Genomic DNA, 13,401 nt, shown 5'->3' on the forward strand with positions numbered 1-13,401 from the left:
ACGATATGAACAGTATCACCAAATTTGCAGTAAAATACCCGGTGAGCGTGCTTATGCTTACGCTGGCGGTATGTTTACTGGGTACGATATCTTATAATAAACTGGGAACAGACCTTTTTCCCGACTTGAAAAATCCCGCCCTTTACGTGGAAGTAAAAAGCGGACAAAGACCACCGGAAGAGGTCGAAAGACAAATCACTCAAAAAGTCGAGGGTACTGCCGCACGACAGGAAGGTGTACAAAGCGTTTACAGCATCAGCAGGGTAGGATATTCCAAAATCACGGTTGAATACGGCTGGGATCAGGATATGGATGCCGCTTTTTTAGATCTGCAACGCGCAGTTTCCACCTATGCCCAACAGGACAACGTGGACGAGATTAACGTCACCCGTTATGACGCGAACGCCAGTCCGATTATGACCATCACGCTCACGCACAACGAGATCAAAGACATGAACGAGTTACGTAAGGTCGCGGAGAATTATATGCGCAACGAACTTGTCCGCGTGGGTGGAATAGCAGATATTCAATTAAGCGGTCAGGAGCAAGCTATCGTGGAAATCTCCACGGACGCCTACATGCTGGAAGCTTTCGGGTTGACGGCAAACACCATCGCTTCCCAGATTACCGGCATGAGTCAAAACGTGTCCGGGGGAACGATTACCGACAATGACATCCGGTACATGGTAAAGGGTGCGAATCTGATCAATACCATTGAAGATATTGAAAACATCATTGTCGCTTTCAAGGAAAATACCTCTTCCACCTCCAACGCATCATCACAAGCGTCAACAGGATCGAGTAAACCGAAAGCCCCAATCTACTTGAAAGATGTCGCCACGGTAAGTATCCGCAATCAAGAACCCGAGAATATCGCCCGTTACAACGGTGAACGTTGCTTGGGTATCAGTATATACAAGGAGAACAAGTACAACACGGTAAATGCCGTCGATAACCTGCTCGTGAAACTCGATGAATTCCAAAAAAGTTTACCGGGATACGAGTTCCACGTGATCAGCAACCAAGGTGATTTTATCGGAAGTTCTATCAATGAAGTGAAGGACTCCGCTTTGATAGGTATTCTGCTCGCGGTTATCATTCTTTATTTATTCCTGCGACGGGTGAACATGACGCTTATCGTGAGTGTATCCATTCCGATATCTATTATCGCCACGTTCAACCTGATGTACTTCAACGGGCTATCCATCAATATCATGACATTGGGGGGACTTGCCTTAGGGGCGGGTATGCTCGTGGACAACGCTATCGTGGTCATGGAGAATATCTTCCGAAACATGGAAGAGAATCACCTCTCTCCCACCGAAGCAGCGGTGCGAGGCACATCGGAAGTGGCAGGAGCAATCACGGCATCCACCTTAACCACCATTGTCGTGTTCCTCCCGATTGTTTACCTGCAAGGTGCGGCAGGTGAACTGTTTAAAGAACAGGCATGGACAGTCAGCTTCTCGCTACTATCCTCTCTGTTCGTGTCTATCTTGTTCATTCCCATGCTCGTGTCAAAATTTCTAGGTAAAAAAGACAGAAGAAAAGGTCATGCCATCACGATAAAAGGTTTCGGTAACTTCGTGGGACGCGTATTAAAAGTAAAATATGCCGTTATTCTGGCGGCTCTCGTCCTGATGGTAATATCTTACTTGATGCTGCCTTTTATCGGGATGGAGTTCATGCCGAAAGCGGAATCCAAAGAGCTTGCCATACTCATCAATATGGAACCCGGTACCCGACTGCAAAACACGGACAATGCCGTGGCGACCATTGAAGATGCCGCACGCACACTGGGCGGCGATGATATCGAATGGATATACACGCAAGTCGGTCCCTCCAATCTGGAAAGCACAAGCGGCGGCAAACTGGAAGAAGACAACCAAGCACAAGTAACCGTGAAAATTAAAAAAGATTCCAAACTGGACGCTGATTATTTTATCACGAATATAAACGCGAACTACCAACTCCCCGAAGGTGTTGAAATCTCCTACGAAAAAGGAGAGTCCGCCTTACAAAGTATTCTCGGCACGGAAGGAGCCCCTCTCGTGATCGAAGTGAAGGGAGAAGAGTTGGACATATTAAACGAATTGTGTTCCTCCATAAAAGAAAAGATATCGGGCATCCCCGGACTCTATGATATCAAGACCTCTATGGAACAGGGCGCTCCCGAGGTAAACATCAAGATCGACCGGTTGAAAAGCGGTATCTACGGAATCAATGTCAAAGAAGTAAGTGATCAGGTAAGTGAAAAACTGAACGGTAAAGAAGCGGGTTCTTTCGAGAACAAGGGCGAAACTATCGATATCAGTATCAAAGTACCCGAAGTTTCTCTTTCAGAGATGGAACAAATCGAAATCACGCAAGGGGACAAAAAATATCGCCTCGCTGAAATAGCGGATATCGAAATCACTTCCGCTCCGCGGGAAATCGGCAGAGTAAACCAAAGCCGCACGGGTACGGTTACGGCGATGATCGACAAAGGATACACGTTAAGCCACATCACTCCTTCCATACGCGAAAAACTATCGGAAGTAGAGTTCCCGGCAAAATACACGGCAAAGATTACCGGAGAGGAAGAAAAAAGACAAGAATCATTCGGCGGACTGGGCTTCGCCTTAGGTCTGTCCATACTGTTAGTGTATATGGTTATGGCTGCTCAATTCGAATCTTTACGCCACCCGTTCACTATTCTGCTGACTATCCCGTTAGCCGGGGTAGGTTGCGTGTGGGCATTCCTGATTACCGGACAAACACTCAACATGATGGCATTTATCGGTATCATCATGCTTGCCGGTATTGCCGTGAACAGTTCTATTATACTCGTGGATGCAATCAACCGCCTGAAAGCGGACGGTCACCCGTTGGACGATGCTATCAAGATGGCTGCCCAACACCGCGTACGCCCGATCATCATGACCAGTGCCACCACTATTCTGGCATTGCTCCCCATGTGTTTCGGTTTCGGGGAAGGGGCTTCGCTCCGATCTCCCATGGCATTAGCGGTTATCGGGGGGCTTCTGACCTCTACCGTCATGACCTTGATCGTCATTCCATGTGTGTATTACGTTATTGATAAAAAGAAGTCATGAAGACCATTATAAAAAGACGAGTTCTCATCTCGATGTTATTCATCGGGTTGGTACTTATGGGAATCTTTTCCCAGAAGCACCTGCCCATGGAAATATTTCCCAATGCCGAATTACCGGTATTGAGTGTCAACATCAGAGCCACTTCGAATTTGGAACTCGACCCCACGTACGTTGAAAATCACGCCGCTATCCCGGTAGAAGGCGCTATCAGTTCGCTCGACGGAGTGGAAAAAATAGAAACGTACATCAGTTCGTCAGGTGTTTCAATCCGAGTTGCATTGAAACAAAATGTAGACTTGAAATACGCGTTCCTGCAACTGGAACAAAATATAAAGAGCATATCCAAGAACATTCCCGAAGAATTTACTTGTACTGTCAACAAATCCTCTGCCGGTTCGGCAAGTGACAACTTCATGCAGTTGCAAATCCTCGGGGAAGACGATATCGACTATGTCCGCAACATCGTGGATAAAGACATCACGCCCTATCTCGAAAGCGTGGACGGTATCGCGGAAGTCCGAATCGTGGGTGGCCGACAAAAAAGTATCGAAGTCATTATCGATTTGGAACGATGCAAAGCACTGAATCTCACGCCATCTATCATCAGTAGCAAGATATCTGCAAATCTGGCGGAAAAAACATTTGCCGGCTCCGTATACGAGAACAATAAACGTTATTTCGTCAACGTGACGGCAGAATACCTTGCCACCGAAGACCTTGGAAGTATCGTTGTAGCCGAAGGACCAATTCTGCTAAAAGATATCGCGGAAATCCACTTCGGGGTGAAGGAAGAAGACTCCTATTCCCGTGTAAACGGTAAGGAGGTCGTAACCTGTAGATTATACAAATCCCCTTTGACCAACGTGATTGATTTGTCTGAAAAAGTACGGGCAGAAATCGACCGACTGAATGAAGAGATAGCCTCCAAAGGGATCAGTATCGACATTCAGGAAGATCAGGCTGAAATCATGAGTGATAATATCAACGAGATTATCAACCTTGCCATATCGGGAGCTTTTCTAGCTATTTTCGTCCTCTTCCTGTTCTTGCGCAAAATACATATCGTGTCTATTGTCGCTTTCGCTATACCGATATCCGTGTTCTCGTCCTTCTACTTCTTCTACTTGTTCGGCATCTCGATCAACACGCTTACCCTCACTGGTATCGCACTCGCGGTGGGAATGTTACTGGACAATTCCATCGTGGTCATGGAAAATATCTATCGTCTGAAGGCCACAGGTATGCCCACGGATGAAGCCTGCGTGCAAGGAACCGAGGAAGTATGGAAAGCAGTCCTTGCCGCCACGATCACCACGATTATGGTATTCCTGCCTTTCCTTTTTGCCGACCGTTACGAGATTAAACTTATCGGAGAACATATCGGGGTGTCCATCGTCGCCACGCTGACCATATCGCTGGTCGTGGCGTTACTGTTGATCCCCATGGCAGTCAATGCTATTTTGAAGAGGAAACCGAACGACGTTAATTTCAGCAAATTGTCTCTGCACAACCGCCTCGTGCAAATCTACATGGCAATACTGAAAATGTCCCTCCGCCGCCCGGCACAGGTTATCATCTCCGCGCTCGTGGTGCTCCTCGTCACGGTAGTGCTATCCACTTCCCTGACGCTAAATACTCTTAGAGAAATTCAAACAAACACGTTCAACGTATACATCACTCCGCCGACCGGATACACGTTACAAAAGACTGACGACATGATTCGCCTGTTCGAGGATGAATTGCTCGAGGTCAAAGAAATCAAAACATTTACATCCGACATCAGCGAAGATAACGTGGATATTACCATCCGACTGAAAGACGATTTTGAAAAAATCAACAATAAATCTATCCCACAGCTGAAAGACGAAGTACTGAAACTGGCAGATAAAGTAAACATATCCCAAATCAGCCTTCAAGCAACAGAAACCGCCGAGAGAGGTGGCGGCGGCATGTTGGGCAACGCCTCACTGCTTCGCCTGATGAATATCGGGAGCCAAAGCGAGAAAGTCGTTATCAAAGGACAAGATTTCGAGGCTATGACAAATTTTGCCGAATACTTGAAATACCAATTCGAAGACCTTGACAATATTTCTTATTCCAATGTCAGCAGTCAATCGGGTAGTTCTGTGGCAAAAATGTTCTTTGACCAGTACTTGATGGGAGTCAACGACATCACTCCCGGCAACGTGGCAAATGAACTCAATAATTTCGGTCCTGAAAGCACGGCATCCACAAAATACAAAGCGGGTGACGAAGAATATGATATCATTATCCGGGACGCCACGTATGACGAAAAAGACAAGACTACACAAACCCGTACGCTTGAGGATCTGCGCAATATGCAGGTGACGAACTCCAAAAACGGACTGGTAGAATTACGTGATTTCGCCCGCATCAACCTCGGACGGGACAAAGGAAGCATCATTCGTATTAACCAAGAGAAGGAAGTCACTCTCTATTACGCTTTCAACTCGGATATCAACGAATCGAAACCTCTGCTTGAAGCGGCACGGGAAGAGATTGACGAGCTAGTGCAAGGCTTGGATGTCCCTGCCGGAATCGCCGTACAAGTCGTTCACGAGGAAAATGAAATGGATGATTTCACTTTCCTTATACTGGCCGCATTCGTCCTTATTTACATGATACTCGCTTCCGTGTTCGAATCGATATCAGCCCCTATCGTGCTGATGTTCACGATCCCGTTGGCAGCAATCGGCTCGTTATTGGCATTATTGTTCACGAGCAACCCGTTGATGAATGCCAATGTCTTTATCGGCTTTATCATCCTGATCGGTATCGTGGTAAACAACAGTATCATCCTTATAGATTATACCTCATTGCTACGCCGCACGGGCAACCGGAAGCAACGCGCTATCATAACCTCCGGCCTATCCCGCCTGCGACCTATCCTAATCACGGCAATCACGACCATCGTGGCTATGGTTCCGCTGGCTCTCGGCACGGGAGAATACGTGTCCGGACTAGGCGCCCCGTTCGCGATCACTGTAATCGGCGGATTGACTATGAGTACATTGTTGACTCTAGTTATTATCCCCACGCTCTACTCCGGTATGGAAGACGCCCTTGCCCGCCTGCACTCGCAAAGCTGGGTGATGAAAATCATACAAATCGCAGCATTCATCGTGGCACTCACTTGTGTCTATTTCTGGACATATACAGTGCTCGACCGGATACTTTACGTCATTCTGACCGTTATACTGGTACCGGGCATCACATGGTTCCTTGAAGACAGTCTCCGCCGTGCCCAAAGCAACATCATCCCTGCCGACGAGGAACTGGAAATCAAAGTATGCAATCTCGTGAAGATATATGGTCGCCCCTCCCGTTTCGAGCGGGAATGGACTTCCGGGCTGAAAATCAGGGAACGTCTGGGCTTGAAAGAGCAATACCGGGAGTGGAAAGACCTGCAACCCCTGCTATGGTCGCTACCCATCCTCGGCTTCATGTATTACTTCACGTTCAGTTATCAAGTATTATTCTTGTGGGCGGTCATCTTCGCTTTCATCACGTGGATCATGACCCTCGGCACCATGAATATCTTCCGGGAATTTTGTGAAAACCGGAACGGTAAGATGATTGCCAAAATCTTGCGCGTCATCGCTATCGCCATCTATTACGCGGGACCTTTCGTTATCCTCTACTGGTCGAGCAACAAGTTCGACAATAGCGGGGGAGCTATTTTCCTCGGTATGTTCTGGTATATCGGTATCGCGGCAAGATACTTGTCCAACAAGATTAACAAGGAGAACATTAATATTGATCTGATTGACGGTCGCTTCCGTATGTTGAAGAAAACCATATTCCGTATGGCTTCCAAGGCTCCGTTCATCGGCGTGAAGAAAAAACCGTTCAAGGCGTTAAGTTCCGTTTCCATGGAAATCCATACCGGAATGTTCGGACTCCTCGGTCCCAACGGAGCGGGTAAAACCACGCTGATGCGTATCATCTGCGGTATTTTCGAGCAAAGCTACGGCAAGATATTTATCAACGGTATCGACACCCAGAAGAAACGGGAAGAGTTGCAAGGCCTAATCGGTTACCTGCCGCAAGAATTCGGAACCTACGAGAACCTCACGGCTTGGGAATTTCTCGAATATCAAGCTCTGTTGAAAGGCATCTACAACAAGCGTGTACGCCAGAACCGGATCGCAGAAGTGCTTTCCGCCGTTCACATGTACGAGAACAAGGATAAGAAAATCGGGGGATTCTCCGGCGGTATGAAACAGCGTATAGGTATTGCCCAGACGTTGCTCAACCTGCCGCGTATCCTCGTGGTAGACGAACCCACGGCGGGACTCGACCCGCGGGAAAGAATCCGCTTCCGGAACCTGCTCGTGGAACTGTCGCGTAACCGAATCGTGATTTTCTCCACCCACATTATCGAGGATATCGCCAGCTCCTGTAATCAAGTGGGCGTTATCAACAAAGGAGAACTGAAATATCACGGTACTCCTTCCGATATGGCCAACATAGCCAAGGATGTCACGTGGACATTCGAAGTACCGGTACGGGATTTTGCCAAACTCCCGTCCGACCTGCTCGTCGTTCACCACATCCGCCAAGGTGATATGATCAAAGTACGCTGCCTCAGCGAGCGCAAGCCCGCCGAGAACGCCGAACGGATACTCCCCGCGCTGGAAGACTCCTACTTGTGGCTGTTGAGAACCGTCAAAATAGAGAACAAAGAACAAATTATAACCCAATAAAACGCACCCCCAATTATGCTTCAATTTTGGATAGCGATACAGAAACTGGTACAATACAACATCAAGATCATTTTCGGGAACAAATTCCTGTACTTCATGTTGAGTGCCCTCGTGTTCTTTATCATCACCGTGGTGGTGTACCTGCTGGGCGACGACGAGATCACCCAAGCAACCGCCTACTCGATGCTGATGCTGCCGAGCATCCTGCTCGTCTTCTACCCCATGTGCTTCGGGTTACAAAATGACCAAGATGCCAAAATCGTCGAAATCATCTTCGGGATCCCTAACTACAGCTACAAAGTTTGGTTATTCCGGCTCTTGATCTCGTATGTCATCTGCTTCGTCATCACGTTGATCCTTGCATTGCTCACGGATCTCGCCATCGTGTCCATTCCCCCGATGAACCTCGCCCTGCAAGCTATGGTTCCCGCCCTCTTTATCGGTACGCTCTCCTTCATGCTGAGCACCACCATCAAGAACGGCAACGGAACCTCCGTGGTCATTATCATCATCGGGTTGATCCTCTTTATGATGAAAGAAAGCCTCGGTGCCAGCCAATGGAACATCTTCCTCAATCCATACGATGTTCCCCTCGATAAAAACCCGCAGATATTCTTCAACGCCGTTTTCCATTGCCGGATAAACATGTTGATCGCTTCTGCCCTCTTTATCATCATCGGTCTGAACAACACCCGCCACCGGGAAAAATTCATATAATAGTAATGCCGCCTCATGGGCGGCATTACTATTATTACATATCCTCCATCGAGAGTCCCCTCAATTGAATCGTGTAACCCTCCAATTCCTTACCGACAACCTTACGGAACTGCACGCTCTTTTCATTCAATTGGTTCATGTTAATTTTGGTCGCGTTACGCTTTATCTCGATAATCTCTGCTGTATTCTCCAATTCATTGACCGCCACCAGATCAATCTCGTTTTCCCCCTTCCTGTCCCAATATCCACCTATTCGGGTAAACCTTTTCTGTTCAACCAACTTTGTCCGAAAATAACGTTCCAAAATCTTTCCGCTAAACACGGGATAATCCCGCTCGATCACCTCCCTCAACTGACCGTAAGCACCGATTTCTATCATATAACTGTATTTATACACGAACCGAAACCAAAATGTCAAAAAGTTATCCTCCAGCGTATAGCGCACATTCTTGGTTTCCACTTTAGAAAAAATAGGAGTAACCTTAGATATCAACCCGTAATCCCCTTCCAACTTCGTCAAATATCCTCCCACCTCGCGGTTCACCACCGCTTCTATCTTCGCTCTCGTGTTTTCCCCCCTCGCGATAGCCGAAAGAATAGTAAAATAATTCGTGTACTCTTTCCCGAACTCCTCCACGAGCATATTTTTCCCTTCGGGTATAAAAGTCGAATCCTCCCTCACGATGTAATCAAGCATCGCTTCCACGGTACACGCACCGGCATCCATCAACAATTGCACATACTTCGCCACTCCACCCGTGAACGCGTACAAAGCCAATAAATCCTCCGCCGTGTACTCCGAATTATGTTCCGCGAGAATTTCCTTCAACACGGAAGTTTCAAAAGGACGCACCATCAACATCCCGGTAGAACGCCCGAAAAGAGGCTCTTTCGAATTCTCGAATATCTTATGCATCAAGGAATACACCGATCCGCTCAACAACAAATTTATCTTGCTCTCGTCCTTATTCAAATCCCAATGCCGTTGCATATCACTATAAACCGAAGGGGCAATATTATAGAACTCTTGAAACTCATCAATGATAAGATTAAACGCCCGTTCCTTCGATAACTCCATCAGAAAATCGAACAACTTCCCAAAACTACTTATTTCCCCCAAAAGCGGAATTCCCAATTTGTCCTTAATTTCCTGTTGAAAATCCTGACACAAGTAATTCTCTGCCTTACGTGCCACGAAAAAATACAATGTCGGTTGCCCTTCCGTCGCCCTCAACAACAATTGTGTCTTACCGATACGCCTACGCCCCATAACTACCGTCATCTGCGCGTTCCGGGTTGAACGTTCCCGTATATCCCGCAATCTCTCGATCTCTTTTTCTCTATTATAGAATCTCATTTCAATTCGTGTTTAATCCGAAACCTTCAGTTCCGAAACAGTCATTTCGGAAACAGTCATTTCTATAATGCGAATATAGCATAAAAAAAACTTCTCTCCAAAAATTGGAAAACACGTCCAAAATTTTTATATTTGCTTAAACACAAAACAGCGTTTGTTATGCGAGAATTTCGTCAACCCTTTTGGCAATCCGACACTTCAAGAACCATGCTCAAACTTTGTATTTATATATCCATAAGTATGATAGGTTGTATCGCACACCTTGCTTACAGTGATTCTTTTGAATTCAATCCCCTCGTGTTAATCCCGATCTTCATGTGGCTCTCTATATATCCGGTTATCTTCACCCAGTATTTCTACCTCACCTTCACGGACGACCAATTCCTCCTCCGAAACAGCATCTACACCCGCTGGCAGCGCACATACAACTACAACGACATTATCAAAGTCAAACTCTTCGGAGGTCGAGGTCTTTATTGTGGTCCCTACATCCAAGTCTTCACGAAAACCAACCCCAAGCACGCCTGGAGCTACGTCATCGAACTCGTAGCGGCAAAAGACTTTCCCGATCTACTCGACACCTTCAAAGAAAAGAATATCCCCGTGGAAACCGACCAAGGTTTCGATTACCTCGTGGACAGAAACTTCACCCGGTTCTAATCCATTTCTCCCAAATATTGCACAACAAATCTGCAAAATTCCCATAATTTTCAATACAAAATCAACGGATAGTTTTAATGGAAAACTAACCTCATCCAAATGGGGAAAGATTACTAAATGTTCTCCCGATACCGCATTGCGTGATATACAAGATTTGATAAATAAAGATGTATTACGCAAAACGGATGAAGGGGGACGAAGCACGAACTATGAACTCGTGTTATAATTTTAAAGTTGCTCACGGGGCTTCATTGCCATAGCGCGGAGATTAAATGCCATATTTGCCGCAATATATGCGGCAAATATCTTTACAAATTGTGTATTCCCGAATATGTACAATAACAAACGTAACTCGCAACCTTCACGCAACCTTTTTCCTCGAAATATTACCCTACAATTATTTACTTCGCGGTAAAACGATTTATACCATGAAACTAAAATATATCTATACCTACATCATTTTTCTAGCCACACTCTCTTGCCAAACCCGCAACGAGGCATTAGAAACAGCCTTACAACTAGCAGGCGAAAACAGAAGCGAACTCGAGAAAGTCCTTGACCACTACTCGCTTAACCCCGCCGATTCCTTGAAACTACAAGCCGCCGAATTCCTCATCGCCAACATGCCCGGGCACTACACGCTGCAAGGTGACCTCATCAACGCATACCGGGCAAAGATAGACGCTGACACCATAGGATGCTACCTTCATCATAAATTGCTAGACATATCATTCAGTGAAATCAATTGGCTTAGAAAAAATTCCTACCAAGAAGAAGACGTGAAACATATCAAAGCAGATTTCCTCATTCACCACATCGACTTATCTTTCGAGAAACTACATCAGTACAGTTGGTTAAAAGACATCCCTTTTGACATATTCCTAGAATACATTCTTCCTTACCGCTTCGCAAATGAACGTCTCGATTTATGGCGTGATTCCTTGGATATCGCACCACAAGCATTAGAAGACCTATTTTTCCTAGACAACACAAAATACATCATGCCAAAAATCATTAATGACATTCCTTTATCAAAACCGATAACAAAGATCAACCCCCAAATACTCTCTGAACTACACCTCAATAACATTTTAAGAGAATGCACTCATCTTGCTATAGCAAAAAATCTTACATACCGTATCGCAAGTGTTCCTTCTTGTATCGAATTCATACCCCGCTATGCTAATCGCAACGGTTTCCACCAGTGGTGCAAAATAGTATTTTCCGAATCAAAAAATACAGCAGACATGGAAGTAAGTTATCAGACAGCCAAAGTATATCAAAAAACCTATTCACGCAATCGAGTAATCATTCCCTCTAAAGGCGAATATATCCCCGACTTCTTTTTAAATCCTTTCTATAAAGATGTTAGCGACCAATACCTGTATACTACCGATGCCGTTATTCCGGTTCGAGAAGGCCTACCCGTGTCCTTGCGACATGCCTACCTATGTGTCTTCAACAATCTCACGTGGCAACCTGTTGACATCACGAACTGCCAGAAATCATCAGCAAAATTCAAGAATATTGGCAAAAACATCCTTTACCTAGTGACATATTATCAGGAGAAAAAAATGCGCCCGATGCACTTTCCTTTCATCCTAAACTTGAAAGGAGAAATCAAGTATCTTGTACCGGACACTTGCACCCGACAAAAAATAACAATCAAAAGAAAATATCCTTTTAACGACTTGCTACACGCATTCAACAAATACCTACAACATCTCGTGATAGAAGCTTCCAACGATCCGAACTTCCTCACCCCCGACACGATAATATCCCAGTTTGACACCTCCCCTGTAACCTATGCACAAGGATATAACAAAACAGACAAGCGATTCAGATATTGGCGAGTATCGAATACCACCACTCACCCTGTATACATGGCAGAACTATCCTTTCTTGACAAAGCAGGCAAGCCATTAAAGGGAAAAACCTCCCCCTCGGATTCTTTGATTCTTGACAATGACCCTCTAACTAATATCACTCTCGACCCCATGAAAAAAATCATTATCGATTTTGACACTTCAGTCCATGCTGCAAAAATCGTGTGCCTTCCTAGAAGTGACGGCAACGGAATTTACCCGGGAAACGACTACGAGCTGTTCTATCATGACTTGAACGGTTGGCAATCACTAGGACGACAAATAGCCCCCGATTATTACCTCGAGTATCACGATGTCCCCCGGGGGGCTTTACTTTGGCTTCATAACCACACGACAGGCATTGAAGAAAGAATATTCACCCACGAAAACAAAGAAATTCGATTTTGGTAAACAAGGAAGTGAACAGCAAATACCGTACCCGATTTCTTGAAAGGACGACGAAATGTTTTCATAACCCAACTTCTATTTTACCCACTCATCAAGATGGACTGTTTCAACCAAAATTCCCTTACCCCGAACTATATTTACAATCTCTTGATAATCACTCGGGGCTACTAAATCGATAAAATAACGCCTAGATTTCCCTTTTTCCGTGAAAACCTGAATGTAATGATTTGACATCCCACCCAACCACACGAGCGTTACTTTCACAATATCTTCATAAAAATACTCGCCTTTCCAAAAAAAGAAGACTCCATTTTGAACAACTAGCCTATCATCATATAATATCACGTAAAAAAAAGAGTATGGATGAAAGCACAATAAAAATATCAACACGAAAATAACACCCATGTACATTTCCCATGGATAACCCATTGAACAAAAAATAGGAAAACCTAATAACAAAACAAAAACAAAACCCCATTTCGATGCTCGAATTTCTTCCGATTTCCAAAAAGAACGACGAAATATTTTCATACGACAAATTCTTTTCAAGATAAATACGCTTCAAGCCCTTC

At 45.4% G+C, this 13,401-nt stretch carries 7 protein-coding genes and 1 pseudogene; 6 read left to right on the plus strand and 2 right to left on the minus strand.

Annotated elements, in window-relative coordinates:
* Nucleotides 1-5 precede the first annotated feature (5 nt).
* The 3 genes from Q5866_RS14605 to Q5866_RS14615 are packed head-to-tail and all read left to right on the plus strand — an operon-like array spanning nt 6 to nt 8,539.
* Entirely contained in the window at nt 6-3,095 is a 3,090-nt protein-coding gene (locus tag Q5866_RS14605) for an efflux RND transporter permease subunit (protein ID WP_303180986.1), read from the plus strand.
* Complete coding sequence (locus Q5866_RS14610; RefSeq protein WP_099291201.1) at nt 3,092-7,822, plus strand: efflux RND transporter permease subunit; 4,731 nt, start codon at nt 3,092-3,094, stop codon at nt 7,820-7,822. Before Q5866_RS14605 ends, Q5866_RS14610 begins: the two co-directional genes overlap by 4 nt.
* A 15-nt stretch (nt 7,823-7,837) precedes the next feature.
* Nucleotides 7,838-8,539 (plus strand): hypothetical protein, encoded by a 702-nt coding sequence (locus Q5866_RS14615; protein WP_099291202.1) that lies wholly within the window; start codon nt 7,838-7,840, stop codon nt 8,537-8,539.
* Between the two features lie 34 nt (nt 8,540-8,573).
* Here Q5866_RS14615 and Q5866_RS14620 read toward each other — a convergent pair whose 3' ends face one another.
* Nucleotides 8,574-9,896 (minus strand): ATP-binding protein, encoded by a 1,323-nt coding sequence (locus Q5866_RS14620; RefSeq protein WP_303180987.1) that lies wholly within the window; start codon nt 9,894-9,896, stop codon nt 8,574-8,576.
* 240 nt (nt 9,897-10,136) lie between these two features.
* Here Q5866_RS14620 and Q5866_RS14625 point away from each other — a divergent pair, with 240 nt between their 5' ends.
* The 3 genes and pseudogenes from Q5866_RS14625 (at nt 10,137) to Q5866_RS14635 (ending at nt 12,832) form a co-directional block, all read left to right on the plus strand.
* Nucleotides 10,137-10,556: a hypothetical protein gene (locus Q5866_RS14625; RefSeq protein WP_303180988.1), complete on the plus strand. Its 420-nt coding sequence runs from the start codon at nt 10,137-10,139 to the stop codon at nt 10,554-10,556.
* A 73-nt stretch (nt 10,557-10,629) separates the two neighbouring features.
* Nucleotides 10,630-10,782, plus strand: a pseudogene (locus Q5866_RS14630) (DUF4172 domain-containing protein); the annotation flags it as partial.
* 202 nt (nt 10,783-10,984) lie between these two features.
* Nucleotides 10,985-12,832 carry a hypothetical protein gene (locus Q5866_RS14635; RefSeq protein WP_303180990.1) on the plus strand — a complete coding sequence of 616 codons (1,848 nt, stop codon included), beginning with the start codon at nt 10,985-10,987 and terminating at the stop codon, nt 12,830-12,832.
* A 72-nt stretch (nt 12,833-12,904) separates the two neighbouring features.
* Here Q5866_RS14635 and Q5866_RS14640 read toward each other — a convergent pair whose 3' ends face one another.
* Nucleotides 12,905-13,258: a hypothetical protein gene (locus Q5866_RS14640; protein WP_303180992.1), complete on the minus strand. Its 354-nt coding sequence runs from the start codon at nt 13,256-13,258 to the stop codon at nt 12,905-12,907.
* Nucleotides 13,259-13,401: the final 143 nt, after the last annotated feature.

The sequence above is a fragment of the uncultured Butyricimonas sp. genome, from assembly GCF_959596855.1.
Lineage (GTDB): Bacteria > Bacteroidota > Bacteroidia > Bacteroidales > Marinifilaceae > Butyricimonas > Butyricimonas muris.

Excerpts from the sequence above, each read along its gene's own strand:
- Q5866_RS14615 (WP_099291202.1), top strand. The coding sequence starts at position 7,838 with ATGCTTCAATTTTGGATAGCGATACAGAAACTGGTACAATACAACATC.
- Q5866_RS14605 (WP_303180986.1), top strand. The coding sequence starts at position 6 with ATGAACAGTATCACCAAATTTGCAGTAAAATACCCGGTGAGCGTGCTT.
- Q5866_RS14640 (WP_303180992.1), bottom strand. The coding sequence starts at position 13,258 with ATGGGTTATCCATGGGAAATGTACATGGGTGTTATTTTCGTGTTGATA.
- Q5866_RS14610 (WP_099291201.1), top strand. The coding sequence starts at position 3,092 with ATGAAGACCATTATAAAAAGACGAGTTCTCATCTCGATGTTATTCATC.
- Q5866_RS14625 (WP_303180988.1), top strand. The coding sequence starts at position 10,137 with ATGATAGGTTGTATCGCACACCTTGCTTACAGTGATTCTTTTGAATTC.
- Q5866_RS14635 (WP_303180990.1), top strand. The coding sequence starts at position 10,985 with ATGAAACTAAAATATATCTATACCTACATCATTTTTCTAGCCACACTC.
- Q5866_RS14620 (WP_303180987.1), bottom strand. The coding sequence starts at position 9,896 with ATGAGATTCTATAATAGAGAAAAAGAGATCGAGAGATTGCGGGATATA.